This is a genomic window from Pseudomonas sp. NPDC089534 (genome assembly GCF_044749305.1).
Classification (GTDB): Bacteria; Pseudomonadota; Gammaproteobacteria; order Pseudomonadales; family Pseudomonadaceae; genus Aquipseudomonas; species Aquipseudomonas ekonensis.
This window is the reverse complement of sequence record NZ_JBIVHR010000032.1, coordinates 35,390-60,144: the sequence shown is the minus strand read 5'-3', so window position 1 is coordinate 60,144 and position 24,755 is coordinate 35,390. Positions and strand designations below refer to the sequence as shown.

Below are 24,755 nucleotides of genomic sequence, written 5' to 3'. Positions count from 1 at the left end.
ATGTGGTTCGTCAGGTTGATCGAGCACAGGTTGCAGACCGCGTTCTCGTCATTGTTTGTGTTCAGGGTGATCTCGGTGCACAGGTTCGAGCTGTGCACGACGCCCACGTGCTGCTGCGGGCTGCGCAGGTTGCACGGATCCTTGAAGGTCAGCCACGGGTGGCCGGTCTCGAACAGCATCGAGAGCATCTTGCGCCACAGGTCTTTGGCCTGGATGGTCTTGAACAGCTTGATCTTGCCCGGGTACTCGGTCAGGGCTTCGTAGTACTCGTAGCGCTCTTCGAAGGCGGTGCCGGTCAGGTCGTGCAGGTCCGGCACTTCGGACGGCGAGAACAGGGTCCACTTGCCGTCGTCGAAGACGCGCTTCATGAACAGGTCCGGGATCCAGTTGGCGGTGTTCATGTCGTGGGTGCGGCGACGGTCGTCACCGGTGTTCTTGCGCAGCTCGATGAACTCTTCGATGTCCATGTGCCAGGTTTCCAGGTACGCACAGACAGCGCCCTTGCGCTTGCCGCCCTGGTTCACGGCCACGGCGGTGTCGTTCACCACCTTGAGGAACGGCACGACGCCTTGCGACTTGCCGTTGGTGCCCTTGATGTACGAGCCCAGCGCACGCACCGGGGTCCAGTCGTTGCCCAGGCCGCCGGCGAACTTGGACAGCATGGCGTTGTCGTGGATCGCGCCGTAGATGCCCGACAGGTCGTCCGGAACGGTGGTCAGGTAGCAGCTCGACAGCTGCGGACGCAGGGTGCCGGCGTTGAACAGGGTCGGGGTCGACGCCATGTAGTCGAAGGACGACAGCAGGTTGTAGAACTCGATCGCGCGGTCTTCTTTCTGCTTCTCTTCGATGGCCAGGCCCATGGCCACGCGCATGAAGAAGATCTGCGGCAGTTCGAAGCGCACGCCGTCCTTGTGGATGAAGTAGCGGTCGTAGAGGGTCTGCAGGCCCAGGTAGGTGAACTGCTGGTCGCGCTCGTGGTTGATCGCCTTGCCCAGTTTCTCCAGGTCGAAGTCGGCCAGCACAGGGTTCAGCAGTTCGAACTCGATGCCCTTGGCGACGTAGGCCGGCAGGGCCTTGGCGTACAGGTCGGCCATCTCGTGGTGGGTCGCGCTCTCGGCGACGCCCAGGAAGCCCAGGCCTTCGGCGCGCAGGGTGTCCATCAAAAGGCGGGCGGTGACGAACGAGTAGTTCGGCTCGCGCTCGACCAGGGTGCGGGCGGTCATCACCAGGGCGGTGTTGACGTCGTTCAGGGCCACGCCGTCGTACAGGTTCTTCAGGGTCTCGCGCTGGATCAGCTCGCCGTCGACTTCTTCCAGGCCTTCGCAGGCTTCGCTGACGATGGTGCTCAGGCGGCCCATGTCCAGCGGCGCCAGGCTGCCGTCGGCGCGGGTGATGCGGATCGACGGGTGAGCCTGCACCGGGGCTTCGGCGGTGGTGCGGGTGGCGCGCTCCTTGGAGCGGGCGTCGCGGTAGATCACGTAGTCACGGGCGACTTTCTGCTCGCCGGCGCGCATCAGGGCCAGTTCGACCTGGTCCTGGATCTCTTCGATGTGGATGGTGCCGCCCGACGGCATGCGGCGCTTGAAGGTCGCGGTGACCTGTTCGGTCAGGCGGGCGACGGTGTCGTGGATTCGCGACGAGGCGGCAGCGGTGCCGCCCTCAACTGCGAGGAACGCTTTGGTGATAGCGACGGTGATCTTGTCATCGGTGTAAGGAACGACAGTGCCGTTACGCTTGATCACGCGCAGATGGCCAGGCGCGGTGGCGGCCAGATCCGAATTCGAATCGGCGGCCTGCGGCAAGGTGCCCTGCGGGTTCTCGCGAGTTGTGTCGGTTTGCATGGGTGTCTCCACGTTCTCTATGTTTGTTTGGGCACCGTCTCGGTGCCCACCGTTCCGTCCTGAAGCACTACAACCGGCAAGGGCCGGGCATAACGACTTCGGGACAGTTCAGGAAGGGGCCTTGTGGGCGCCGCTTCCATGCCGAAGTCTTCGGTCCGCGCGGTGCGCGTGAAACCGCATTCCGTTCCGGGGGCCGTTCTTGACTGCAACTCCCGTACCGTCATCGCCGTGAACGGCTGAAAAACGGTTGCCATCCGCAGGCGCGGTTTGGGCTTCTGAAAAATCGTTTGGTTCAACCCGACAATGGCAATAAAAAGCCTTGAATTCACTGTCGGACTTGTGTTTGGGTTTTGGGCGCCAACCCCAACATCTAGGGTTTTTTTGCGCGCGGGCTACAAGATAATGCGTTTTGGGGAGGGATTGCAACGTACTACCTGTGGATAACCCTGTGCGTAAATTGTGTGGGAAATCTCGAATTCGCGTGTAGGCCGCGACCCTGCTGAGCCGGACCGTTTGTCACTGTTTTCCGCCGCAGAATTTGGCTGCCGCAAATTTTTGAGGGCGCGAACCCTATCACAAAAAAACACGGTGTCCAGACGCATTTGCCGACTTGTGTTCCTGCCGGTCGGCGTTTATACAATCGGCCCGTGCGCAAGCATTCTTTTACTCCCGGAAGATGACAAAAAGACGGGAGGATCCTGAGGTTTTCCGCAGGGACAACCTTTCCTTATATAGGCAGCATCGGCTAGCAGAGGTCACCCGTGGAGCAAGAAGCCTGGCAGGTATTGATAGTCGAGGACGACCAGCGTCTGGCCGAACTGACCCGCGAATACCTGCAGGCCAACGGTTTGCGGGTGGAGATCGAAGGCAATGGCGCCCTGGCGGCGGCGCGGATCGTCAAGGAGCAGCCGGACCTGGTGATCCTCGACCTGATGCTCCCAGGCGAAGACGGCCTGAGCATCTGCCGCAAGGTGCGCGACCGCTACGACGGGCCGATCCTGATGCTCACGGCGCGCACCGATGACGCCGACCAGATCCTGGGCCTGGACCTGGGCGCCGACGACTACGTCTGCAAACCGGTGCGTCCGCGCCTGCTGCTGGCCCGCATCCAGGCGCTGCTGCGGCGCAGCGAAACGCCGGAGCCGGCGGCGGAGAAGGCGCGCCGCCTGCAGTTCGGCCCCCTGGTGGTGGACAGCGCGCTGCGCGAAGCCTGGCTGGGCGACAGCGGCATCGAACTGACCAGCGCCGAGTTCGACCTGCTCTGGCTGCTGGTGTCCAACGCCGGGCGGATCCTCTCCCGGGAGGAAATCTTCACCGCGCTGCGCGGCATCGGCTACGACGGCCAGGACCGTTCGATCGATGTGCGCATCTCGCGGATCCGCCCCAAGATCGGCGATGACCCGGACCATCCGCGGCTGATCAAGACCGTGCGCAGCAAAGGCTACCTGTTCGTGCCGGAAGCCTGCGCAGAACTGCCGCTGTGAATTCGATCTTCCTGCGCATCTACGGCGGCATGTGCGCCGCGCTGATCCTGGTGGCGGTGCTCGGCGTGCTGGCCCTGCACCTGCTCAACCAGGTGCGCAGCGAGCAGTACCGCGAGCGCCTGGCCCACGGCACCTTTTCGCTGATGGCCGACAACCTGCAACCGATGAACGAAACCGAACGCCATCGCGCCTTGCTGGTGTGGGAGCGGCTGCTGGGCATTCCGCTGGCGCTGAAGACCTTCGCCCAGACCGACCTCGACCTGACCCAGCGCACCCGCGTGCTGCGCGGCCAGGCCCTGGTGGAGCAGACCGGGCCGCACGCGGCGCGGGTCTACCGGCTGGTCAGCAACAAGGAGCAACTGGTGCTCACCGGCGACGTGCAGCAGATCAGCGAGCAACTGGCGCGGGCGACCATCTATCTGCTGGCCGATGAACTGGTGCGGGTGCCGGTGGGCGAGCAGCCCAAGCGGCTGGCGCAATTGAAGGACGACAAGGGCTTCGGCTTCGACCTGCGGCTGGTCACGGTGCAGGACGCCGACATGGACGAAGACCAGAGCCGCCGCGTCTCGGAAGGCGACACGGTGATGGCGCTGGGCAAGGGCGGCGACTCGATCCGGGTGTTCGCCGGCATGGTCGGCACGCCGTGGGTGCTGGAGATCGGGCCGCTGTACCAGATGAACCCCTATCCGCCGGAGTGGCTGGTGCTGATCGCCGCCCTCGGGCTGACCCTGATCGGCCTGATCGTCTATTTGCTGGTGCGCCAGCTCGAACGGCGCCTGCGGGGCCTGGAGGCCGCGGCCACGCGCATCGCCAAGGGCAGCCTGGAAACCCGGGTGCCGGCGCGGGGCGCCGACTCGGTGGGCAAGTTGGCGGCGGCGTTCAACGGCATGGCCGAGCACCTGCAGCAACTGTTGGCCATCCAGCGCGAGCTGGTGCGTGCGGTGTCCCATGAACTGCGCACGCCGGTGGCGCGCCTGCGTTTCGGGCTGGAGATGATCGGCTCGGCCACCACCCCGCAGGCGCTGGAGAAATACCGCGAGGGCATGGATCACGACATCGAGGACCTCGACAAGCTGGTGGACGAGATGCTCACCTACGCGCGGCTGGAGCAGGGCTCGCCGGCGCTGACCTTCCAGCGCATCGACCTCGACGCGTTGGTCAATCAGGTGATCGCCGAGTTGGCGCCGCTGCGTGCCGAGGTCACGGTGCAGCGCGGCCTGTGCCTGTCGGCGGCCGACTGCGACGATGCCTGGGTCGAGGCCGAGCCGCGCTACCTGCACCGGGCGCTGCAGAACCTGGTGCGCAACGCGATGCGGCATGCGCGCTCGAAGGTCACGGTGAGCTATCAGGTGGGGCAGCTGCGCTGCCGGGTGGACGTCGAGGACGACGGCCCCGGGGTGCCGGAGGCCGCGTGGGAGAAGATCTTCACCCCGTTCCTGCGCCTGGACGACAGCCGCACGCGGGCGTCCGGCGGGCATGGGCTGGGCCTGTCGATCGTGCGGCGGATCATCCACTGGCACGATGGCCGGGCGCTGATCGGCAAGAGCAAGAGCCTGGGCGGGGCGTGCTTCAGCCTGAGCTGGCCGCGCAATCAGGAACGGCGCTAGGTCTTGCGGTGAAGCTGCCGTCGCCATCGCCAGCAGGCTGGCTCCCACCGTTTTATGGAGGGTGCCGGCCTCATCGCGAGCAGGCTCGCTCCTGCATCTCACCGCAGAAACCTGTGGGAGCCAGCCTGCTGGCGATGGCGTCGGTGAGGGCGCAAGCCTTCAGGCGGGAATGCTGACCAGGCTCAGCAACTGTCCGTCCTGCATCCCGAACTGTGCATCCAGTTCCGTTCCGTTGCGCCATTCGCCGGACAGGTCCGTCAACAGGCGCAACCGCACGGCGCCTTCCGGTGTCCACTCCAGCACTTCGGCATGCTCGAAGTAGAAGCGCTGCCGCACGATCGGATACAGCGCCTTGAACAGGCTTTCCTTCACCGAAAACGTCATCGTCACCCACAACGCCACCTGATCACGAGGCCCGGCGGCCATGCGCTGCAGTTCCGGCGGCGTGAGGATTTCCCCGGCCAGGCGCTCGGCCCGTTCGGCGTCGAGCAGGTTTTCCAGGTCCATGCCCAGCCCGCGCCAATGCCGCTTGTGGGCGACGATCGCCGCCGCGCGGCCGGTGCCGTGGGTGATCGAGCCGGTGATGTGCGCCGGCCACACCGGGGCACGGTCCTCGCCGATGGCCGGCACCACGCTTATGCCTTCCAACTGCTGGAGCGCAGCGCGGGCGCAGAGGCGGCCGGCCAGAAACTCCGCCTGACGCTTGGCCACCGAGCGCTGGATGCTCGGCGGGGGCTCGATGGCGGCGCGGGCAAAGTCATCGCCGAGCAGGCGTGACGGGTCGAAACGGGTGCTCAGCAGCACGGTGTCGGGCAGCGCCGTGGGCAACGGCCAATGGGCGTCGAGCGCGGAGCAGCAGGCGGGGAGCAGGGGATCGGCATTCATGGGAGGCATTTTGCCGGGTGGCGCCGGCACTGGAAAGCGGCACGTGTCCTGTGGCGAGGGCGCTTGTCGAATCGTCGCGCCGTCCCGCCAGGACGCGCAGCGGCCCGAAAGCCAGGGGCCGCTTCGCGGCCCAACGGGAGCGAGCTCCCTCGCCACGGGAGGGATCAGCCGAAGAGCTTCTTGAAGAAAGCCTGCATGTCCGCCCAGGACTTTTCATCGGCGGCCTTGTTGTAGCCGATGTCCGGGCCGCCATGGTCGCCGTGGCTCAGGCGGTCGGCGTCGGGGTTGCTGAAGCCGTGCTTGGCGCCGTCGAGGCTGACGAAGCGGTAGTCGGCTTTGGCCTTGTCCATTTCCGCCTTGAAGGCCGCGACGTTGTCTTGGGTGACCATGCTGTCCAGCGCGCCGTGCTCGACGAGGATCTTCGCCTTGACGCTGCCGGGCGTGGCCGGGGTGCTGGTGGCGAGGGAGCCGTGGAAACTCACCACGCCGGCCAGCGGCACGCCTTGGCGCGCGGCATTCAGCACCACGCCGCCGCCGAAGCAGTAACCGATGGCCGCCAGCTTTTGCGGATCGGTCTGCGGCTGTTTCTTCAAGAGGTCGAGGCCGGCCTGGAACCGCGCTCCCGCCGCCGCGCTGTCCTTGAGCGCCGCCTGCATGAAGGCCATGGCGTCTTTCGGGTGCTCGGTGTTCTTGCCGTCGCCGTACATGTCGATGGCCAGGGCGCTGTAGCCCAGCCCGGCGAGGTCGCGGGCGCGGCGCTTGGCGTAGTCGTTCAGCCCCCACCATTCATGCACCACCACCACGCCCGGGCGCGGGCCCTTGAGGGCGTCGTCGTAGGCGTAGTAGCCGATCAGCCGGGTGCCGTCGGCGCTCTGGTAAGGGATTTCCTGGGTCTTGATCGCCGCCTGGCTGAAACCGCTGGCGAGGAGCAGGGCGAGGGCGAGGAACAGGCGCATGGTCGGGTCTCCTGACAAAAAGGGGTCAAGACAGCCTAGTCCATTTGGTTCAGCGCAGGTTCAGAGAGCGTTCAGGGGCGGTACAGGGGAGGGCCGTTAACCTTGCGCCATACCCGAAGAGCACACATGAGGAACACCCTATGACTCGTTTGAACAAACTGCTGCTGGCTTTCACCGTCATGAGCGCAAGCATCGCCGCCCATGCCGACACCACCTCCAACTTCGCCGGCCTGACGTTCGGCCAGACCAGCGACAAAGTGAAGAAGTCCAACGCCCTGAACGAGAACCTGGGCCACCCGGACGCCGACGGCGTGATCGGCAAGGACAACACCTGGGGCGTGCGCCTGGGTCAGCAAAACAGCCAGGGCCGCTACTACGCCACCTACGACACCGTGTCCGGTTCGCACAATGGCATTAAACTGCGCCAGGAAAACCTGCTCGGCAGCTACGATCTGTTCTATCCGGTGGGCGACAGCACCAAACTGTTCGGCGGCGCCACCGCCGGCCTGACCAAGCTGAGCCAGAATTCCCCGGGCTTCAGCCACGACAGCGACATCGGTTACGCGGTCGGCGGCCAGTTCGGTGTGTTGCAGCAAGTGTCGCAGAACACCTCGGTGGAACTCGGTTACCGTTACCTGCGCAGCAACGCCAGCACCGAGATGAGCGAGCGCGGCGGCAGCAAGCAGGGCTCGCTGGACTTGACCAGCAGCGCCCAGACGTACCTGTCGGCCAACTACGCTTTCTGAGGCGCGGTTGACTGCAAAGCCCTGTGGGAGCCAGCCTGCTGGCGATGGCGTCCTGACGGTCGACCCTTTGTCGGCTGCCGGATCGCCCTCGCCAGCGGGCTGGCTTCCACCTGTTGTGTCCGGAAATATCGATTGACTGGGAGAAGGTCATGAAGCTGTTGGTCGTCGAAGATGAAGCGCTGCTGCGCCATCACCTGCAAACCCGCCTCACGGAAAGCGGCCATGTGGTCGAGTCCGTGGCCAACGCCGAGGAGGCGCTGTACCAGACCGGCCAGTTCAACTTCGATCTGGCGGTGATCGACCTCGGCCTGCCGGGCATGGGCGGGCTCGACCTGATCCGCCAGCTGCGCTCGGGCGGCAAGGCGTTCCCGATCCTGATCCTCACCGCCCGCGGCAACTGGCAGGACAAGGTCGAAGGCCTGGCCGCCGGCGCCGACGACTACGTGGTCAAGCCGTTCCAGTTCGAGGAGCTCGAAGCGCGCCTCAATGCGCTGCTGCGCCGCTCCAGCGGGTTCACCCAGTCGACCATCGTCGCCGGCCCGCTGCTGCTGGACCTGAACCGCAAGCAGGCGACCCTCGACGAAAAGCCGCTGGCGCTGACCGCCTACGAGTACCGGATCCTCGAATACCTGATGCGCCACCATCAGCAGGTGGTGCCCAAGGACCGCCTCATGGAGCAGCTGTACCCGGATGACGACGAGCGCGATCCGAACGTGATCGAAGTGCTGGTCGGCCGCCTGCGCCGCAAACTGGAAGGCCCGGCCGGGTTCAAGCCGATCGACACCGTGCGCGGCCTGGGCTACCTGTTCAACGAGCGCTGCACTTGATCCGCTCCCTTCGCGTCCGTTTGATGCTCGCCGCCACGACGTTGGCGGTGCTGTTCATGCTCGCCCTGCTGCCGGCGATGCAGGGCGCGTTCAGCCTGGCGCTGCAGGACTCGATCGAGCAGCGCCTGGCGTCGGACGTCACCACGCTGATCTCCGCCGCACGCGTGGAGAACGGCCGCCTGGTGATGCCGACGCAGTTGCCGGACGAGCGCTTCAACCTCGCCGACTTCCGCCTGCTGGGCTACATCTACGACCGCGAAGGGCATCTGGTCTGGCGCTCCAAGGCGACCCAGGAAGAGCAGATCAACTACAAGCCGCGCTACGACGGGCTCGGCAACGAGTTCGCGCGGATCCGCGAGAGCAACGGCCAGGAGTTCTTCGTCTACGACGTCGAGGTCAAGCTGCTGGGCGGCAAGAGCGCGGCGTTCAGCATCGTCGCCCTGCAACCGGTGCGCGAGTACGAAACCACCCTCGAAGGCCTGCGCGAAAATCTCTATCTGGGCTTCGGCGCCGCGTTGCTGGTGCTGCTGGCGCTGCTGTGGATCGGCCTGACCTGGGGCCTCAAGGCCCTGCGCCGGCTCAGCCAGGAGCTGGACGAAATCGAAAGCGGCACCCGCGAGAGCCTCAGCGAACAGCACCCGCGCGAACTGCTGCGCCTGACCGGCTCGCTCAACCGCCTGCTGCACAGCGAACGCCAGCAGCGCAGCCGCTACCGCGATTCCCTCGACGACCTGGCCCACAGCCTGAAGACCCCGCTGGCGGTGCTGCAGGGCGTCAGCGAAGACATGGCCCAGCGCCCGCAGGACCGGGATCAGGCCTGGGTGCTGCAGAGCCAGATCGAACGCATGAGCCAGCAGATCAGCTACCAGCTGCAGCGGGCCAGCCTGCGCAAGAGCGGGCTGGTGCGCCATCAGGTGCGCCTGCGCCCGGTGCTGCAGAGCCTGTGCGACACCCTGGACAAGGTCTACCGAGACAAGCGTGTGCGGGTCGCCTTCGACCTGCCCGAGCACTGCTATGTGCCGATCGAGCAGGGCGCGTTGCTGGAAATGATGGGCAACCTGCTGGAGAACGCCTATCGCCTGTGCCTGGGCGAGGTGCGCATCAGCGTGTGCGAGAGCCTGGCCGGGGTCGAGCTGTGCGTGGAGGACGACGGGCCCGGCGTGCCGCAGGATCAGCGCGCGCGGATCCTGGAGCGCGGCGAGCGGCTGGACCGTCAGCATCCGGGGCAGGGCATCGGCCTGGCGGTGGTCAAGGACATCATCGAGAGCTACAGCGCGAAGCTGACCCTGGGGGATTCGCCGATGGGCGGGGCGGCGTTCAGGATTTGTTTCCCGGCGGTCTAGCGGCTGATCGTGCCGGCCTCATCGCCAGCAGGCTGGCTCCCACGGGAGATGGGTGACCGGCACTGGACTTTGTGGGAGCCAGCCTGCTGGCGATGACCCATGTCCGTTCGCCGCGGGGCTCAATGCTCCTGCGCCCGGTAGGCCCCCGGCGTCAGCCCCGTCCACTTCTTGAACGCCCGGTGAAACGCCGACGGTTCGGAAAACCCCAGTTGCTCGGCGATCGCCTGCAACGACAGATCCGCCCGCCCCAAGTGATAGATGGCGATATCCCGCCGCAACTGATCCTTGAGCTCCTGAAAACTGGTGCCTTCCTCGCGCAGGTGCCGGCGCAGGGTCTGCGGGCTGATGTGCAGGTGCGCCGCCACCGCGTCCAGGTCCGGCCAGCGCGCGCTGTCCTGGCTGAGCAGGCGGCGCAGGCGGCTGCTGAGGCTGTTGCCGTCGTCCGGGCGCGACAGCAGGTCGGCGGGGGAGCGTTCGAGGAAATGCTTGAGGGTGCGCTCGTCCTGCAGCAGCGGCATGCCCAGGTAGCGGCTGTGGAAGCGCAGGCTGCTTTGCCCGGCCGAGAACGACAACGGGCAGGAGAACAGCAGGTCGTACTCGGCACCGTGCGCCGGCTTGGGGTAGCTGAACGTCGCCTGCTCCAGGCGGATCCGCTGGCCGATCATCCAACTGCCCAGGCGATGCCAGATCACCAGCAGGCTTTCGGTCAGGAAGTGATCCGGATCCCACAGCTGCGAATCGTCCAGGCTCAGGCGCACCCACTCGTCCTCGCGGCTGAGGGTCAGGCGCGGGGCCTCGGGGAATAGGCTATAAAACAATAAGCCGCGGTTGAGCGCCTTCTCCAGCGTGCGGCAATGGATCACGGCATGGCACATCATGGCGAAACTGCCGGGTTTGCTCGGCGCACGGCCGAACCCCAGGTACTCGTCGTCCAGCGCCAGCCACAGGCCCTGGATCAGCCGGGTGAACTGCTCCGGGGCGATCCGCGCGCGCGGCTCCTCCAGCAGTTCGGGGCTGATGCCCAACTGCTGCAGCAGGTCTGAACAGTCGTGGCCCGAACGCTGCGCGCCGACCAGGGCGGCGCGGGCGAAATGACTGGCAATGGTGCGTTCGCGCATAAACGGCAAATCCTCCCTCGGGCGGCGGATGGTATCCGGGTGTTCGAACCTGCAACAAGGCGGATTTCCGCCAAATTGTAGGACGAGTTCGGATGACTTGGCGGAAATCCGCCAACGCCAGGTCACCAAACGGTGACACAAAAATGCCGGCAACACCTGATATCAAAAGGCTTGCAGCCAATTGCGCCAAAGTGGCACGCGGTTTGCGATAGAAGCGCCAGAAGCGTGCGCCGAGCCGGTCCGGAAAGCGTCGCTCGACACAACAAATCCCTCCAGTGCAGGAGGGTTCGCAATTCAAGTGTCGTGTTCAACAGATGGATGTTGCCCACGGGACTCTTGAGGAAACTTGCAATGACGACTCGTCAGCCACTGTACAAATCCCTGTATTTCCAGGTGATCGTCGCAATCTGCATCGGTATTGCGCTCGGCCACTACTATCCGCAGCTCGGTGTGGCCGTAAAGCCGCTGGGTGACGGGTTCATCAAACTGATCAAAATGATCATCGCCCCGATCATCTTCTGCTCCGTCGTCAGCGGCATCGCCGGCATGCAGAACATGAAATCGGTCGGCAAGACCGGCGGCTACGCGCTCCTGTACTTCGAAATCGTTTCGACCATCGCTCTGCTGGTGGGTCTGGTCGTGGTCAACATCGTGCAGCCGGGCAACGGCATGCACGTCGACGTGAGCACCCTGGACGCCTCGAAAGTCGCCACCTACGTGCAGCAAGGCGCCGAGCAGAGCGTCGTCGGCTTCCTGCTCAACGTGATCCCGAGCACCATCGTCGGCGCCTTCGCCACCGGCGACATCCTGCAAGTGCTGATGTTCTCGGTGATCTTCGGTTTCGCCCTGCACCGCCTGGGCGCCTACGGCAAGCCGATCCTCGACTTCATCGATCGCTTCGCCCACGTGATGTTCAACATCATCAACATGATCATGAAGCTTGCGCCGATCGGTGCCTTCGGTGCGATGGCGTTCACCATCGGCGCCTACGGCGTCGGCTCGCTGGTGCAGTTGGGCCAACTGATGGCCTGCTTCTACATCACCTGCCTGGCGTTCATCCTGATCGTGCTCGGCGCCATCGCCCGCATGCACGGCTTCAGTGTGCTGAAGATGATCCGCTACATCCGTGAAGAGCTGCTGATCGTGCTCGGCACCTCGTCGTCGGAATCGGTGCTGCCGCGCATGCTGATCAAGATGGAGCGTCTGGGCGCGAAGAAATCCGTCGTGGGTCTGGTGATCCCGACCGGCTACTCGTTCAACCTCGACGGCACCGCGATCTACCTGACCATGGCGGCCGTGTTCATCGCCCAGGCGACCGACACCCACATGGACATCACCCATCAGATCACCCTGCTGGTGGTGCTGCTGCTGTCCTCCAAAGGCGCGGCCGGCGTGACCGGTTCGGGCTTCATCGTGCTGGCGGCCACGCTGTCGGCCGTGGGTCACCTGCCGGTGGCCGGCCTGGCGCTGATCCTGGGCATCGACCGCTTCATGTCCGAAGCCCGCGCGTTGACCAACCTGGTCGGCAACGCCGTCGCCACCATCGTGGTCGCCAAGTGGGTCAAGGAACTGGACACCGACGTGCTGCAGGCCGAGCTCGCCTCGGGCGGTCGCGGCATCGCCGATACCCGTCCGGAAGACGACCTGGGCGTGGCCGAAGGCCCGACCCCAAGCAGCGTCAAGTAACGCTGATGCCATGAAAAAACCCGCTGCGGCGGGTTTTTTCATGCCTGCGGTTTGAGCGCAACGGTCACTGCCGCTGACGCATCCGGTGATTGCCGCCCCGGCCGCGGCTGCCTAGGCTGCAAGGCATCGTTCACGGAGATCGCCCATGTCCGCACCGCTGGCCTCACTGAAAGTCCTGGATTTCTCGACCCTGTTGCCGGGGCCGTTCGCCTCGCTGCTGCTGGCGGACATGGGCGCCGAGGTGTTGCGCATCGAATCGCCGACCCGCCTGGACCTGGTGCGGGTGCTGCCGCCCCACGACCGGGGCTTGTCGGCCAGCCACGCCTACCTCAACCGCAACAAGCGCAGCCTGGCCCTGGACCTGAAGCAGCCCGAAGCGCTGGAGGTGATCAAGCGCTTGCTGGCGGATCACGACATCCTCCTGGAGCAGTTCCGCCCCGGCGTGATGGAGCGCCTGGGGCTGGGCTACGAGGCGCTGAAGGCGATCAATCCCCGGCTGATCTACGTGTCGATCACCGGCTACGGCCAGACCGGCCCCTACAGGGACCGCGCCGGCCACGACATCAATTACCTGGCCCTGGCCGGGCTCGCCAGCCACACCGGCCGCGCCGACAGCGGGCCGTTGCCGCTGGGCGTGCAGGTGGCGGACATCGCCGGCGGTTCGCTGCACGGCGTGATCGGCCTGCTGGCGGCGGTGATCGCCCGGCAGCAGACCGGGCAGGGCACGCACGTGGACGTGAGCATGACCGACTGCGCGTTCAGCCTGAACGCCATGGCCGGCGCCGGCTACCTGGCCTGCGGCGTGGAGCCGGGGCGGGAGGATCAGATCCTCAACGGCGGCAGCTTCTACGACTACTACCGCACCCGGGACGGGCGCTGGATGTCGGTGGGCAGCCTGGAGCCGGGGTTCATGCAGCAGTTGTGCAACGCCTTCGGCTGGCCGGAGCTGGCGGCCCATGGCCTGTCGCCCAAGCCCGAGCGCCAGCGGGCCCTGAAGGAGGCGCTGCAGGTCGAGTTCGAGAAGTACGACTTCGCCGAGCTGTGCGAGCTGTTCGCCGGCATCGATGCCTGCGTCGAGCCGGTGCTCGGCCTGGGCGAGGCGGTGCGGCATCCGCAGTTGCAGGCGCGGGAACTGGTGGCGCAGGTGCCGCGGGGGGACGGCACGGCCCAGGCGCAGATGGCGTGTCCGCTGAAGTTTTCCGAAGGGTTGCCGGCGCCGCGGCACGTCGGGGCGGCGCTGGGGGCGCACACGGACCAGGTGCTGGAAGGATTGGGCTTCGCTGCGGCGGAGATTGAGGCGCTGCGTCAAGCCAAGGTGGTGCTCTAGCGGCTGTCCCGGCCCATCGCCAGCAGGCTGGCCCCACACTGGATCTGTGGCGCTCACAAATCCCCTGTGGGAGCCAGCCCGCTGGCGATGGGGTCGGAACAGTCGGCGCAGAACCCGCGCTATTCGACCCGCATTTCCCCGCTGAACACCAGGGTATGGCGACACCGCCGGCACAGATACCGTCGCCCCTGCCGCACCAGGCTGTGGCGCTGGGCCGTGAACGGAAAGTCGCTGTCCGCGCACGGGCACTTGTAGATGTAGCGGGTCACGCTGCGGCGCTTGACCTCATAGGTGTGGCAGCGGTCGGGCGGCAATTCGTAGACGCCGCGCATGATCAGTTGCCATTCCTCGCCGTGGGGCTGGATGCGGTCGCCGAACAGTTGATGGGCGATCAGGTGCGCGACTTCATGGGCCACGGTCTGCTTGAGGAAATGCTCGGTGTTTTCCCGGTACAGCTGCGGATTGAAGCGCAGCAGGTTCTCGTGCAGGTGCGCAACCCCGGCTTTCTGCCCGCGCAGCTTGAGGCTCACCACAGGGCGCTTGAAAGGACGTTTGAAAAAGGATTCAGCGAGTTGGAAGCAGTCTTCGACGCGGGTGTTGAGTTGCTCGGGCATGCTTGATGGATCTCCAGAGGTTTGGAGTATGCCGCAACCTTCCGGCCTTGCGTATCGCCGAACCGCCGAATGGTCGCTGCGTTCCCAGGCATGAGAAGGCCGCCTTGCGGCGGCCTGGTGTTGGCGGATCTTGTTCTTCTCGGGGTGGAGCGGTCACCGGCGTGCGGCGATCTAGTTGGTGTAGACAGGGCCTACGCCCAGCCCCCAGACAATCACGGTGAACGCCATGATGGCCACCAGCACCACCAGGCCCACCGCCAGCACCGAGCTGGAGAACAGGAATCCCTCATCGGTCGGTATGTTCATGAAGGTGGGCAGGCCCACATAGAGCAGGTACACCGTGTAGCAGATGGCAGCCGTGCCGACGATCATCCCCAGCCACATGTGCGGATACAGCGCCGCCAGCCCGCCGACGAACAGCGGTGTCGCGGTGTAGGTGGCGAAGGCCACGCAACGGGCCAGGCTCGGGTTGGCGTCGTAGGTGCGGGCCATCCAGTGGATGAAAGCGCCCATGACCGCCACGCCGCCGAGCATCGCCAGGTACGACATGATCGTCATCCACAGCGCGCTTTCGAGGGTGAGCATCACCGGCGCGCGGCTGCCGATCACCCAGCCGACCTGGGTCGTGCCGATGAACGCCGAGACCGCCGGGATCGCCGCCAGGATCAGCGTGTGCGTCAGGTACATGTGGCTGATGCTTTCTTCCTGGTCGCCACGGATTTCCTTCCATTCCTGATCGGGGTGGGTGAAGAGCCCCACTACGTGATGGATCATGCCAGTCACTCCTCTCTATATTGCCATCGCCCCCCAAACGGAGCGCCTACGGGCCAAGGTGGCCGAGCAAATTCAGGTCTCCAGACATCTATGCGACCTTATGTCGCAGTATAGGGAGGTCTTGACCGCACAGGGTGTAGGGGCTTAGAGCAAATCGCGCTGTAAACCCGGGGCTTAATCGCCGCAGGGACTTGCGCCGCTGCGCAGTGACAGACCCGCGGCCCTTCGCCCTGGCGGCGTTTTTGCGTAAAATGCCCGCCCTTCGTCACACCTCACGGATTTCGCGTCATGGGCACTCTCACCGTCAACCAGAACAAACTGCAAAAGCGCCTGCGCCGCCTGGCCGGCGAAGCGGTCGCCGACTTCAACATGATCGAAGACGGCGACAAGGTGATGGTCTGCCTGTCCGGGGGCAAAGACAGCTACACCATGCTCGATGTGCTGATGCACCTGCAGAAGGTCGCGCCGGTCAAGTTCGAGATCGTCGCGGTGAACATGGACCAGAAGCAGCCGGGCTTCCCCGAGCACGTCCTGCCGGCCTACCTCAAAGAGCTGGGCATCGAGTACCACATCGTCGAGAAGGACACCTACTCGGTGGTCAAGGAACTGGTGCCGGAAGGCAAGACCACCTGCTCGCTGTGCTCGCGCCTGCGCCGCGGCACGCTGTACACCTTCGCCGACGAGATCGGCGCGACCAAGATGGCCTTGGGGCACCACCGCGACGACATCGTCGAGACGTTCTTCCTGAACATGTTCTTCAACGGCACCCTCAAGGCCATGCCGCCGAAGCTGCGCGCCGACGACGGCCGCAACGTGGTGATCCGCCCGCTGGCCTACTGCAACGAGAAGGACATCCAGGCCTACTCGGACTTCAAGCAGTTCCCGATCATCCCGTGCAACCTGTGCGGTTCCCAGGAGAACCTGCAGCGCCAGGTGGTCAAGGAAATGCTCCAGGACTGGGAGCGCAAGACCCCGGGCCGCACCGAAAGCATCTTCCGCAGCCTGCAGAACGTGGTGCCGTCGCAACTGGCCGACCGCAACCTGTTCGACTTCACCAGCCTGAAGATCGACGAGACCGCGGCTTCGCGCTTCGTCAACGTCGTCAATCTCTAAGCCCCGTTAAGGTGGGAGCCAGCCTGCTGGCGATGGCGGTGGGTCAGGCTCCGGTGATGTTGGATGTGCCGGCCTCATCGCTGGCAAGCCAGCTCCCACAGGGATTCTGCGATAGCCGGGAACCCTGTGGGCCAGCCCGCTGGCGAGCCGGTGCGTCACGAGTGATGCAGCGTCATCGCCGGCAGGCTGGCTCCCACTGTCGTTTGCGTTCTCGGGCGACATTCATTTCAGACCTCAGGAGAGGGCATGCGCGACTACAAGTGGCTGCACGAATACTGTCTGAACCGTTTCGGTTCGGCGGCCGAGCTGGAAGCCCACCTGCCGGTGCCCAAGACCGCGGCGCAGCTGCGTGCGGTCGGCGACGACCGCTACCTGTCGACCATGGCCCTGCGGGTGTTCCGCGCCGGGCTCAAGCACAGCCTGGTGGACGCCAAGTGGCCGGCCTTCGAAGAAGTGTTCTTCGGCTTCGACCCGGAAAAGGTCGTGCTGATGAGCGCCGAGCACCTTGAGCGCCTGATGCAGGACGCGCGGATCATCCGCCACCTGGGCAAGCTCAAGAGCGTGCCGCGCAATGCGCAGTTCATCCTGGACGTCGAAAAAGAGAAGGGCAGTTTCGGCGCGCTGCTCGCCGACTGGCCGGTGACCGACATCACCGGCCTGTGGACGTACCTGAAAAAGCGCGGCCACCAGTTGGGCGGGCTGTCGGCGCCGCGGTTCCTGCGGATGGCCGGCAAGGACACCTTCGTGCCGAGCTACGACGTGGTCGCGGCATTGAATGCCCAAGGCATCATCGACAAGGTGCCGAGCAGCCTGCGCGACCTGGCCACGGTGCAGGACGCGTTCAACCGCTGGCACGAAGAGAGCGGCGGACGGCCGATGAGCCAGATCTCGATGATGCTGGCCTATACCGTCAACCATTGAGGCCGTGTAGGCCCTGATCGCCAGCAGGCTGGCTCCCACAGGGGATTGGTGAACACCGCAGATCCAATGTGGGAGCCGGCCTGCCGGCGATGGCGACCGGTCAGGCGACGCTGATGGCGCCTTCGCCCGCCAGCTTGCGGTCCAGCTGATAGCGCCACCGCACATACAGCAGCGCCGAGCAGAACACCGCCAGGCTGGCGACCATCTCCAGCACGCCGAACAGCTGACGGCCCGGGTCATACGCGGCCAGCGCGCCCTTGATGAAGTACAGGTTCACCGCAAAGCACATCCACGAATGCCCGCGCGGGCTGCCCGTGATCATGCCCGGCGCGAGCACGAGCCACGGGATCAGCTCGATCAGCAGGATCACCCAGGGCCGGGCGCCGTGCAGGTCGGCGAACGCCAGGTAGTAGGCGGCGAGCAGCCCGGCCAGGGCGAAGAAGCACAGCAGGCTGACGATCCGCATCGCCCGCACCCGTGGCGCGAGCCATTCGACGGCGGGCAAGACTTTCGGCTTTCGGGCCATCCTCAGTTCCCCAGCTTCTGGGCCGTTTTGGCCAGGCGTGCGCCGAGGGCGCGGCACAGCGCGACTTCGTGGCTGTCCAGGCCGCTCTTGCCGTCGGCCCCGGCATGGTGGCTGGCGCCGTACGGCGTGCCGCCGCCCTGGGTCTCCAGCAGCGCCGATTCGCTGTAGGGCAGGCCGGTGATCAGCATGCCGTGGTGCAGCAGCGGCAGCATCATCGACAGCAGCGTGGTCTCCTGGCCGCCGTGCAGGCTGGCGGTGGAGGTGAACACGCCGGCCGGCTTGCCCACCAGGGCGCCGGTCAGCCACAGGTTGCTGGTGCCGTCGAGGAAGTACTTGAGCGGCGCGGCCATGTTGCCGAAGCGGGTCGGGCTGCCCAGGGCCAGGCCGGCGCAGTTCTTCAGGTCGTCGAGGGTGGCGTAGAGCGCGCCTTCGTCGGGGATGTCCGGCGCCACGGCTTCGCACTCGGCGGAGATCGCCGGCACGGTGCGCAGGCGCGCCTCGAGCCCGGCCTGCTCGACGCCACGGGCGATCTGCCGGGCCATCTCGTTGGTCGAGCCGCTGCGGCTGTAGTACAGGACCAGAATGTACGGATCGCTCACGGCAGCAGCTCCAGGATCTGCTCCGGCGGCCGGCCGATGACGGCCTTGTCGCCGGCTTCGAGGATCGGGCGCTCCATCAGTTTCGGATGGGCCGCGATGGCGGCGATCAGCTGTTCTTCGCTGAGGCCGCTGTCGGCCAGCTGAAGCATTTTGTATTCATCTTCGCCGGTGCGCAGCAGTTGCCGGGCGCCGATCCCCAGCTTGCCGAGCAAGGCCTTGATCTGTGCGGCGTCCAGCGGGGTTTCGAGGTAACGCACCACGTTCGGGGTCAGGCCACGGGCTTCGAGCAGTTCGAGTGCGCCACGGGATTTCGAGCAGCGCGGGTTGTGATAGAGCGTCAGATCGGTCATGGCGGGTCGCTTATGGCGTAAAGTGGCGGCTATTCTAACTGTGCGGCGCGCAATCCAGAACCTCGGGAGGCGAAGGGTCGCAGGCGCATTCAATTTTTGACAAGGAACATGACATGACACGGCGACTGGCAGCGGCATTGACGATCATCGGAGCGTTGATGCTGGGGGGCTGCGGTAACGACTATGGCATCGACCAGAACGGGCAGAAGGTGGCCTCCGAGCGCCTCGACAAGCAATGGGTGGTGCTCAACTACTGGGCCGAATGGTGCGGCCCGTGCCGGACCGAGATCCCGGAGCTCAACCATTTGGCCGATCAGCTCAAGGACAAGAAGATCGGCGTGTTCGGGGTCAACTTCGACAACGTGCAGGGCGAGGAACTGAAGGGCGCCAGCGAGAAGCTGGGCATCCGCTTCACGGTGCTGGCGCAGGATCCGGCGGATCTCTTCGAGTTGCCGCGCAGCGAGGCCTTGCCGGTGACCTACATCATCGACAACAAGGGCAAGGTGCGTGAGCAGTTGCTGGGCGAGCAGACGGCGGCGGGGGTGATGGCGAAGCTGGAGGCGCTGAAGGCGACCAACTGAGGGTGGTGTCAGATTCAGGGCCGCTTCGCGGCCCAGCGGGAGCAAGCTCCCTCGCCACAGGGGGCGAAGGGAGTGAGTTCTCTTGGGGGCTTCCGGCGGGAGCGAGCTCCCTCGCCACAGGAGCTCCTTCAGCCAGGAATGTGGCTCAGCCTTCTTCCAGCCACCAGCGCAACGGCTTGCCTTCGGCGGGCCAGAAGCGCATCTGCTCGATCGGCGAGACGTCCCAGCGCTCGACGTGCTCCAGGGCTTGCAGGAAGCGCTGCTCCTGCTCCATCAGCGCCGGCGCGCATTGCTTGCGGGTCTTGCCGATCTTGCCGAAGCTCAGCCTGTCGCCGTCCAGGGTGTACGGCGCGAACCAATGGTTGCAGCCGCCGTTGCCGTAGGCCCGGCCATCGTCGCCCAGGGTGACGGTCAGGTGGCTGTAATCCATCAGCGGGCGTTCGCCGATCCACTCCAGGATGTAGCTGCGGTTCTGCTGCAACTGCACGGGCTCGGCGGCGCACCCCATCAGGCCGGCACCGACGGCGGCGGTCAGGGCCAGGTGTTTCATCACGCGGACTCCCGGCAGCTCGGGCACACATGCTTGTCGCCGACGGCCTTCCAGCCGAGCTCGGCGATGCGTGCGGTGGCGGCGGCCGTTTCGGCCGGCTTGCCGAGCTTGGCGTCCACCGCGAACTCGAAGCTCAGGGCTTTGGCGCAGGCGTCGCAGTTGACCTCCCAGGTGTGGATTGCCAGTTCGCCGAACACCGGCCCCTGGGTCATCGCCGTCCATTGGCCCGGCGGGTTGATCAGGTGGCGGACGGATTCGACGGTCAGGCGCATGGACAAGTCCTTGCTGCCCTTGAGGGTCACCACCAGTACGTCGCCGATGCGGATCGAGCCGCCGTTGCCGGTGACCTGATAGCGGCCCGGCACGATGGCGCGGCATTCGGTGAGGGTGTGTTGCGGGTTCATCAGGGTGTAGCGGAAATCGTGTTCGACCATGGAGCCTCCAAATATGCGCGACATGCTAGCACGGGCTTGATTGCAGAATGGTGCGCGCTTGCGACCTTCGATCCGGTTCAAATCGGCATTGCAGTCATGGCAAACTGCCGCCTTCATTTCTAAGGAACGGAACATGGCGCTGATCGAATGTTATGAATGCAAGCGCAGCATCAGCTCGCAGGCGTCGACGTGCATCCATTGCGGAGCCCCGCTGGAACAGGGGGCGGCCGGCCCTGAAGCGACGAAATCCCCGATTTCGTTTGGCCGGCTGCCGCGCAACGAGTCTGTTCCCGAAGCCGTCACCGCTCCCGCAGCGCCTGCGCCTGCGCCTGCGCCGCAGCCACGGGCCACGCCGGCGGCGGCCGGTCGCCGGCGTCGTGCGCAAGCGGCTCAACCGGCCGAGCGTCAGTTGAACGCCGACGGTTCGCGGCCGGTGGAAGGCTGGCTGAAGATCATGGTGTTTCTGCTGCCGGGTTTCTTTGTCTGGTTTTTGCTGCGCAGCGGCCATTCGGCCAAGCAGCGGCTGTTCGGCTTCGGCTGGCTGGCGTTGCTGATCCTGGCGTCGTCGCTCAAGCCGTCCTGACTCAGGCCTCGACCCGGTTCTGCGGCGAGCCCTGTGCCCAGGCGGCGATGTTGCGCAGGGTCGTCGCGGCGATCGCGCCCAGGGCCTCGTGGGTCAGGAAGGCCTGGTGCGCGGTGACGATCACGTTGGGGAAGGTCAGCAGCCGGGCGAGGACGTCGTCCTGCAGCGGCAGGTCGGAGCGGTCCTCGAAAAACAGCTGCGCCTCCTCTTCATAGACGTCCAGCCCCAGATACCCCAATTGGCCGTCCTTCAGGGCGTCGATCAGCGCCGGGGTATCGACCAGCCCGCCGCGTCCGGTGTTGATGAGCATCGTGCCCGGCTGCATGCACGCCAGCGATTGGCGGTTGATCAGGTGCCGGCTCTGCTCGTTGAGCGGGCAGTGCAGGCTGATGATCCGCGACCGGGCCAGCAGTTCGGGCAGGCTCAGGTAACGGGCGCCCAGGGCTTCGACGGCCGGGTTGGGGAACGGGTCGTAGGCCAGCAGCTCGCAGCCGAAGCCGTGCATGATCTTCGCGAACGTGGCGCCGATCTGCCCGGTGCCGACAATGCCGACGGTCTTGCCCACCAGATCGAAGCCGGTCAGGCCGTGCAGGCTGAAATCGCCTTCGCGGGTGCGGTTGTAGGCGCGGTGCAGGCGCCGGTTGAGCGCCAGGATCAACGCCACCGCGTGTTCGGCCACCGCATGGGGCGAGTAGGCCGGCACCCGCACGACAGCCAGCCCGAGGCGCCGGGCAGCGGCGAGGTCGACGTGGTTGTAGCCGGCCGAACGCAGGGCGATCAGCCGTGTGCCGCCGGCGGCCAGGCGCTCCAGCACCGGCGCGCCGAGGTCGTCGTTGATGAAGGCGCAGACCACCTCGTGACGCTCGGCCAGCGCCGCCGTGTCGAGGCTGAGCCGGGCCGGCTGGAAGTGCAGCTCGATGCCGTCCGGGCAGTCGCAGGCCAGGAAACTGTCGCGGTCATACGTCTGGCTGCTGAAAACGATCGTGCGCATGCTGGCCTCCTGGAACCTCGTCGCGGGGCCCGATTGCCCACGCTCACTGTAGCCGTCCGCACCAGCGGCGGCGTTGTCCTGGATCAGGCGCTGATCCTGGCCTGCGCGGCCAGACGGTTGATCGCCCGGTCGAGTTCGTCCAGCGCCTGGGCGGCGGCGGGATCGTGCTGCTTGAGCAGGGTTTCGCTGCGCTGGCAGGCGGCGCGCAGCTGCGGCACGCCACAGTAGCGGGTGGCGCCGTGCAGGCGGTGCACCCGTTCAAGCAGGGCGTTCTGGTCGTTGCCGTCGCGGGCGGTGCGGATCGCTTCGCGGTCGGCCTCAAGCGACGCCAGCAGCATCGCCAGCATGTCCGCCGCCAGATCCGCCTTGCCGGCGGCCAGGCGCAAGCCTTCCTCGTGGTCGAGCACCGGCAGCTCCTGAGGGCCCGAGACGCTTTCGCCGGTGCGTTCCTGGGTCAGGTTGCGCAGCGCCAGCCCCGTCCATTTCAGCACCACCTGGGCCAGTTGCCGTTCGCTGATCGGCTTGGTCAGGTAGTCGTCCATACCGCTTTGCAGCAAGGCGCGCTTCTCATTGGCCATGGCGTGGGCGGTGAGGGCGACGATCGGCAGCGGCGTGCAATGCCGTTCGCTTTCCCAGTGGCGGATCGTTTCGGTGGTCTGACGGCCGTCCATGCCCGGCATCTGCACGTCCATCAGCACCAGGTCGAAGGCTTCGCTCTGCACGGCGTTGACCGCCGCATAACCGCTTTCCACGGCCAGCACCTTGGCGCCCATGTCTTCGAGCAGCGTCTGCACCAGCAGCAGGTTGGCCGGGTTGTCGTCGACGCACAGCACTTTCGGCGCACGGCTGGACAGCGGTTCGCCCGGCTCGCTGCGGGTCTGGCGCGGCAGCACCAGGTCCGACAGCGCCCGCCGCAGTTTGCGGGTGCAGGCCGGTTTGGCCTGGAGCTGGCTGTGGGGGTTGGGCACCGACAGGTGGAACAGGGTCTGTTCGGTGGTCGGGCACAGCACCAGCACCTTGCAGCCCAGGTGTTCGAGATCCCAGATGTGCTGGTTCAGCCGTTCCGGAAGCATGTCGTTGCTGGTGATGCCGAGCACCGCCAGGTCGATGGCCTGCTCGGTCTGGTGGGCGCCGGTGACGCCGTTGGTCAGGCTTTCCAGGGTGTTGAACGGGGTGACGTCCAGGCCGCAGTCTTCCAGCTGGTGCTGCAGCGCCTGGCGCGCCAGTTCGTGGTTCTCCAGCACCGCCACCCGGCGTCCGAGCAGCGGCGCGGCGGGCAGGTCCTCGGCGTCGTCGCGGGTCTTGGGCAGGCTCAGGCTGATCCAGAACTCCGAGCCTTCGCCCGGTGTGCTGTCGACGCCGATCTCGCCGCCCATCTGCTCGATGAGGCGCTTGGAGATCACCAGGCCCAGGCCGGTGCCGCCGGGTTGGCGCGACAAGGAATTGTCGGCCTGGCTGAAGGCCTGGAACAGCGCGCGCACATCCTGGGTCGAGAGGCCGATGCCGGTGTCCTGGATGCTGATGCGCAGCTGCACGCTGTCTTCGTGTTCCTCTTCGAGCATCGCCCGGGCGACGATGGTGCCTTCGCGGGTGAACTTGATCGCGTTGCTGACCAGGTTAGTGAGGATCTGCTTGAGCCGCAGCGGATCGCCGACCAGCGACAGCGGCGTGTCGCGGTAGACCAGGCTGACCAGTTCCAGCTGCTTGGCATGGGCGGCGGGGGCGAGGATGGTCAGGGTGTCCTGCAGCAGGTCGCGCAGGTTGAACGGAATGTGGTCGAGCACCAGCTTGCCGGCCTCGATCTTGGAGAAGTCGAGGATCTCGTTGATGATCCCGAGCAGGCTGTCGGCGGACTTCTCGATGGTGCCCAGGTAGTCGAGCTGACGCGGGGTGAGCTCGCTTTTCTGCAGCAGGTGGGTGAAACCGAGGATGCCGTTGAGCGGCGTGCGGATCTCGTGGCTCATGTTGGCCAGGAACTCGGACTTGATCCGGCTCGCCTCCAGCGCTTCCTTGCGGGCCAGGTCCAGCTCGATGTTCTGGATCTCGATGGTTTCGAGGTTCTGGCGCACGTCTTCGGTGGCCTGGTCGACGCTGTGCTGCAACTCTTCCCGGGCATTCTGCAGGGTGCCGGCCATGCGGTTGATGCCGGAGGCCAGTTCGTCCAGCTCTTGGCTGCCGAGGGGCGGCAGGCGGGTTTCCAGGTGGCCGTCCTTGAGCTGGGCGACGGCCTGCTTGATCTGGCTCAGCGGCCGGTTGATGGTGCGGCCCATGCGCACGGCCAGCAGCGCCGCACCGGCCAGGCCTGCGCCGATCAGCAGCAGGCTGGCGAACAGGCTGCGGTAGCCGCGCAGCAGCATGCCGTTGTGCGACAGCTCCAGTTCGACCCAGCCGAGCAGGCGGTCGGACTCTTCGGGGATCAGTTCGCCGGCCAGGTTGCGGTGCTTGCCGAACACCGGCAGCAGGTAGCGGGTCGCGTCGTTGCCGCTGCGCCGCAGCAGTTGCAGGCTGTCGCCGCTGGGGGCCTGGTTGAGCATGGTCGGGCCGGCGTGGGCCAGGGGCGAGCGGTCGGGCGCCAAAAAGGTCACCGCGCGCACGTCGGACTGTTCCAGGGATTGGGTGGCGATGCGCTCCAGCAGTTCGCTGTCGCCGTGGCCCATGGCGGGCGCCACCAGCGGCGCCAGTTGCTCGGCGATCATTTCGCCGCGCTGCATCAATTGGGCCTGCAGGTCGGATTGCTGCGTCCAGGTGAAGTAGCCGCCCAGCACCAGCGCCATCAGGCTGGTCGGCAACAGGGTCAGCAACAGCACGCGACCTTTGATTCCCAGTTTCTTGAGCACGCCCATCTCCCGCATCCCGCTGATCCGTTGACTCTCGCGTGCATCCGGCACGCGGCTTTGGC

The 24,755-nt window shown here is 65.9% G+C and carries 24 protein-coding genes; 11 read left to right on the top strand and 13 right to left on the bottom strand.

Translation table 11 applies throughout. From position 1 onward, the window contains the following. Positions 1 to 1,841: ribonucleoside-diphosphate reductase subunit alpha (locus ACIP0B_RS12700; protein WP_400832281.1), on the bottom strand; the 1,841-nt coding region annotated here is incomplete at its 3' end. Positions 1,842 to 2,602: 761 nt separating this feature from the next. On the opposite strand from ACIP0B_RS12700, the gene ACIP0B_RS12695 reads away from it, so the two are divergent. Beyond that, entirely contained in the window at positions 2,603 to 3,325 is a 723-nt protein-coding gene (locus ACIP0B_RS12695) for a response regulator (protein ID WP_217890955.1), read from the top strand. Then, positions 3,322 to 4,932, top strand: a complete 1,611-nt coding sequence (locus tag ACIP0B_RS12690) for an ATP-binding protein (RefSeq protein ID WP_400832279.1) — start codon at positions 3,322 to 3,324, stop codon at positions 4,930 to 4,932. Before ACIP0B_RS12695 ends, ACIP0B_RS12690 begins: the two co-directional genes overlap by 4 nt. A 159-nt stretch (positions 4,933 to 5,091) precedes the next feature. On the opposite strand, the gene ACIP0B_RS12685 is transcribed toward ACIP0B_RS12690, so the two are convergent. Both ACIP0B_RS12685 and ACIP0B_RS12680 read right to left on the bottom strand, forming a co-directional pair. Then, positions 5,092 to 5,817, bottom strand: a complete 726-nt coding sequence (locus ACIP0B_RS12685) for a 4'-phosphopantetheinyl transferase (RefSeq protein ID WP_400832278.1) — start codon at positions 5,815 to 5,817, stop codon at positions 5,092 to 5,094. Between the two features lie 164 nt (positions 5,818 to 5,981). Then, positions 5,982 to 6,773: a dienelactone hydrolase family protein gene (locus ACIP0B_RS12680; RefSeq protein WP_400832276.1), complete on the bottom strand. Its 792-nt coding sequence runs from the start codon at positions 6,771 to 6,773 to the stop codon at positions 5,982 to 5,984. Positions 6,774 to 6,913: 140 nt separating this feature from the next. On the opposite strand from ACIP0B_RS12680, the gene ACIP0B_RS12675 reads away from it, so the two are divergent. The 3 genes from ACIP0B_RS12675 (at position 6,914) to ACIP0B_RS12665 (ending at position 9,689) form a co-directional block, all read left to right on the top strand. Then, positions 6,914 to 7,519, top strand: a complete 606-nt coding sequence (locus ACIP0B_RS12675) for a hypothetical protein (RefSeq protein WP_085578199.1) — start codon at positions 6,914 to 6,916, stop codon at positions 7,517 to 7,519. Between the two features lie 149 nt (positions 7,520 to 7,668). After that, positions 7,669 to 8,346: a response regulator gene (locus tag ACIP0B_RS12670; RefSeq protein ID WP_400832275.1), complete on the top strand. Its 678-nt coding sequence runs from the start codon at positions 7,669 to 7,671 to the stop codon at positions 8,344 to 8,346. Next, positions 8,343 to 9,689 carry an ATP-binding protein gene (locus tag ACIP0B_RS12665; RefSeq protein WP_400832274.1) on the top strand — a complete coding sequence of 449 codons (1,347 nt, stop codon included), beginning with the start codon at positions 8,343 to 8,345 and terminating at the stop codon, positions 9,687 to 9,689. The genes ACIP0B_RS12670 and ACIP0B_RS12665 overlap by 4 nt, the downstream gene beginning before the upstream one ends. A 119-nt stretch (positions 9,690 to 9,808) precedes the next feature. Here the strand turns inward: ACIP0B_RS12665 and ACIP0B_RS12660 are convergent, their stop codons facing one another. Continuing rightward, a complete protein-coding gene (locus tag ACIP0B_RS12660; RefSeq protein WP_400832272.1) occupies positions 9,809 to 10,807 on the bottom strand; it encodes an AraC family transcriptional regulator in 999 nt (332 codons plus the stop codon). Between the two features lie 351 nt (positions 10,808 to 11,158). Between ACIP0B_RS12660 and ACIP0B_RS12655 the strand changes: the two genes are divergently transcribed. After that, positions 11,159 to 12,493, top strand: a complete 1,335-nt coding sequence (locus ACIP0B_RS12655) for a dicarboxylate/amino acid:cation symporter (RefSeq protein ID WP_400832271.1) — start codon at positions 11,159 to 11,161, stop codon at positions 12,491 to 12,493. Positions 12,494 to 12,638: 145 nt separating this feature from the next. After that, the gene (locus tag ACIP0B_RS12650) at positions 12,639 to 13,820 is read left to right on the top strand and encodes a CaiB/BaiF CoA transferase family protein (protein WP_400832270.1); all 1,182 of its coding nucleotides are present in this window, start codon (positions 12,639 to 12,641) and stop codon (positions 13,818 to 13,820) included. Positions 13,821 to 13,939: 119 nt separating this feature from the next. On the opposite strand, the gene ACIP0B_RS12645 is transcribed toward ACIP0B_RS12650, so the two are convergent. Together ACIP0B_RS12645 and ACIP0B_RS12640 are read right to left on the bottom strand one after the other, a co-directional pair. Beyond that, the gene (locus tag ACIP0B_RS12645) at positions 13,940 to 14,434 is read right to left on the bottom strand and encodes a SprT family zinc-dependent metalloprotease (protein WP_400832268.1); all 495 of its coding nucleotides are present in this window, start codon (positions 14,432 to 14,434) and stop codon (positions 13,940 to 13,942) included. A 171-nt stretch (positions 14,435 to 14,605) separates the two neighbouring features. Further along, positions 14,606 to 15,208 (bottom strand): Yip1 family protein, encoded by a 603-nt coding sequence (locus ACIP0B_RS12640; protein WP_085578192.1) that lies wholly within the window; start codon positions 15,206 to 15,208, stop codon positions 14,606 to 14,608. A 288-nt stretch (positions 15,209 to 15,496) separates the two neighbouring features. Between ACIP0B_RS12640 and ttcA the strand changes: the two genes are divergently transcribed. Both ttcA and ACIP0B_RS12630 read left to right on the top strand, forming a co-directional pair. Further along, on the top strand, positions 15,497 to 16,321 hold the full coding sequence (gene ttcA, locus ACIP0B_RS12635) for a tRNA 2-thiocytidine(32) synthetase TtcA (protein ID WP_085578191.1): 825 nt from the start codon (positions 15,497 to 15,499) through the stop codon (positions 16,319 to 16,321). 246 nt (positions 16,322 to 16,567) lie between these two features. Continuing rightward, on the top strand, positions 16,568 to 17,242 hold the full coding sequence (locus ACIP0B_RS12630; protein WP_400832266.1) for a DNA-3-methyladenine glycosylase I: 675 nt from the start codon (positions 16,568 to 16,570) through the stop codon (positions 17,240 to 17,242). Between the two features lie 100 nt (positions 17,243 to 17,342). Here the strand turns inward: ACIP0B_RS12630 and ACIP0B_RS12625 are convergent, their stop codons facing one another. The 3 genes from ACIP0B_RS12625 to arsC are packed head-to-tail and all read right to left on the bottom strand — an operon-like array spanning position 17,343 to position 18,717. Beyond that, on the bottom strand, positions 17,343 to 17,768 hold the full coding sequence (locus ACIP0B_RS12625; RefSeq protein WP_400832264.1) for a DUF2069 domain-containing protein: 426 nt from the start codon (positions 17,766 to 17,768) through the stop codon (positions 17,343 to 17,345). 2 nt (positions 17,769 to 17,770) lie between these two features. Further along, on the bottom strand, positions 17,771 to 18,367 hold the full coding sequence (gene wrbA, locus ACIP0B_RS12620; protein WP_400832263.1) for an NAD(P)H:quinone oxidoreductase: 597 nt from the start codon (positions 18,365 to 18,367) through the stop codon (positions 17,771 to 17,773). Further along, complete coding sequence (arsC, locus tag ACIP0B_RS12615; RefSeq protein WP_400832261.1) at positions 18,364 to 18,717, bottom strand: arsenate reductase (glutaredoxin); 354 nt, start codon at positions 18,715 to 18,717, stop codon at positions 18,364 to 18,366. The genes wrbA and arsC overlap by 4 nt, the downstream gene beginning before the upstream one ends. A gap of 113 nt (positions 18,718 to 18,830) precedes the next feature. Here arsC and ACIP0B_RS12610 point away from each other — a divergent pair, with 113 nt between their 5' ends. After that, complete coding sequence (locus ACIP0B_RS12610; protein WP_400832259.1) at positions 18,831 to 19,298, top strand: TlpA disulfide reductase family protein; 468 nt, start codon at positions 18,831 to 18,833, stop codon at positions 19,296 to 19,298. Between the two features lie 145 nt (positions 19,299 to 19,443). Here the strand turns inward: ACIP0B_RS12610 and ACIP0B_RS12605 are convergent, their stop codons facing one another. Both ACIP0B_RS12605 and ACIP0B_RS12600 read right to left on the bottom strand, forming a co-directional pair. After that, positions 19,444 to 19,848, bottom strand: coding sequence for an META domain-containing protein (locus tag ACIP0B_RS12605; RefSeq protein WP_400832257.1), 405 nt, complete (start codon positions 19,846 to 19,848; stop codon positions 19,444 to 19,446). Beyond that, complete coding sequence (locus ACIP0B_RS12600; RefSeq protein WP_400832255.1) at positions 19,848 to 20,282, bottom strand: hypothetical protein; 435 nt, start codon at positions 20,280 to 20,282, stop codon at positions 19,848 to 19,850. The genes ACIP0B_RS12605 and ACIP0B_RS12600 overlap by 1 nt, the downstream gene beginning before the upstream one ends. A 133-nt stretch (positions 20,283 to 20,415) precedes the next feature. On the opposite strand from ACIP0B_RS12600, the gene ACIP0B_RS12595 reads away from it, so the two are divergent. Next, positions 20,416 to 20,865, top strand: a complete 450-nt coding sequence (locus tag ACIP0B_RS12595; RefSeq protein WP_400832254.1) for a hypothetical protein — start codon at positions 20,416 to 20,418, stop codon at positions 20,863 to 20,865. 1 nt (position 20,866) lies between these two features. Here ACIP0B_RS12595 and ACIP0B_RS12590 read toward each other — a convergent pair whose 3' ends face one another. Both ACIP0B_RS12590 and ACIP0B_RS12585 read right to left on the bottom strand, forming a co-directional pair. Beyond that, complete coding sequence (locus ACIP0B_RS12590; protein WP_400832253.1) at positions 20,867 to 21,856, bottom strand: 2-hydroxyacid dehydrogenase; 990 nt, start codon at positions 21,854 to 21,856, stop codon at positions 20,867 to 20,869. A gap of 83 nt (positions 21,857 to 21,939) precedes the next feature. Continuing rightward, positions 21,940 to 24,693 (bottom strand): response regulator, encoded by a 2,754-nt coding sequence (locus tag ACIP0B_RS12585; protein ID WP_400832283.1) that lies wholly within the window; start codon positions 24,691 to 24,693, stop codon positions 21,940 to 21,942. Positions 24,694 to 24,755 lie beyond the last annotated feature (62 nt).

Coding starts and splice junctions, on each gene's coding strand:
- ACIP0B_RS12685 (WP_400832278.1), bottom strand. CDS start 5,817: ATGAATGCCGATCCCCTGCTCCCCGCCTGCTGCTCCGCGCTCGACGCC.
- ACIP0B_RS12680 (WP_400832276.1), bottom strand. CDS start 6,773: ATGCGCCTGTTCCTCGCCCTCGCCCTGCTCCTCGCCAGCGGTTTCAGC.
- ACIP0B_RS12675 (WP_085578199.1), top strand. CDS start 6,914: ATGACTCGTTTGAACAAACTGCTGCTGGCTTTCACCGTCATGAGCGCA.
- ACIP0B_RS12670 (WP_400832275.1), top strand. CDS start 7,669: ATGAAGCTGTTGGTCGTCGAAGATGAAGCGCTGCTGCGCCATCACCTG.
- ACIP0B_RS12660 (WP_400832272.1), bottom strand. CDS start 10,807: ATGCGCGAACGCACCATTGCCAGTCATTTCGCCCGCGCCGCCCTGGTC.
- ACIP0B_RS12655 (WP_400832271.1), top strand. CDS start 11,159: ATGACGACTCGTCAGCCACTGTACAAATCCCTGTATTTCCAGGTGATC.
- ACIP0B_RS12650 (WP_400832270.1), top strand. CDS start 12,639: ATGTCCGCACCGCTGGCCTCACTGAAAGTCCTGGATTTCTCGACCCTG.
- ACIP0B_RS12645 (WP_400832268.1), bottom strand. CDS start 14,434: ATGCCCGAGCAACTCAACACCCGCGTCGAAGACTGCTTCCAACTCGCT.
- ACIP0B_RS12640 (WP_085578192.1), bottom strand. CDS start 15,208: ATGATCCATCACGTAGTGGGGCTCTTCACCCACCCCGATCAGGAATGG.
- ttcA (WP_085578191.1), top strand. CDS start 15,497: ATGGGCACTCTCACCGTCAACCAGAACAAACTGCAAAAGCGCCTGCGC.
- ACIP0B_RS12630 (WP_400832266.1), top strand. CDS start 16,568: ATGCGCGACTACAAGTGGCTGCACGAATACTGTCTGAACCGTTTCGGT.
- ACIP0B_RS12625 (WP_400832264.1), bottom strand. CDS start 17,768: ATGGCCCGAAAGCCGAAAGTCTTGCCCGCCGTCGAATGGCTCGCGCCA.
- arsC (WP_400832261.1), bottom strand. CDS start 18,717: ATGACCGATCTGACGCTCTATCACAACCCGCGCTGCTCGAAATCCCGT.
- ACIP0B_RS12610 (WP_400832259.1), top strand. CDS start 18,831: ATGACACGGCGACTGGCAGCGGCATTGACGATCATCGGAGCGTTGATG.
- ACIP0B_RS12605 (WP_400832257.1), bottom strand. CDS start 19,848: ATGAAACACCTGGCCCTGACCGCCGCCGTCGGTGCCGGCCTGATGGGG.
- ACIP0B_RS12600 (WP_400832255.1), bottom strand. CDS start 20,282: ATGGTCGAACACGATTTCCGCTACACCCTGATGAACCCGCAACACACC.
- ACIP0B_RS12595 (WP_400832254.1), top strand. CDS start 20,416: ATGGCGCTGATCGAATGTTATGAATGCAAGCGCAGCATCAGCTCGCAG.
- ACIP0B_RS12590 (WP_400832253.1), bottom strand. CDS start 21,856: ATGCGCACGATCGTTTTCAGCAGCCAGACGTATGACCGCGACAGTTTC.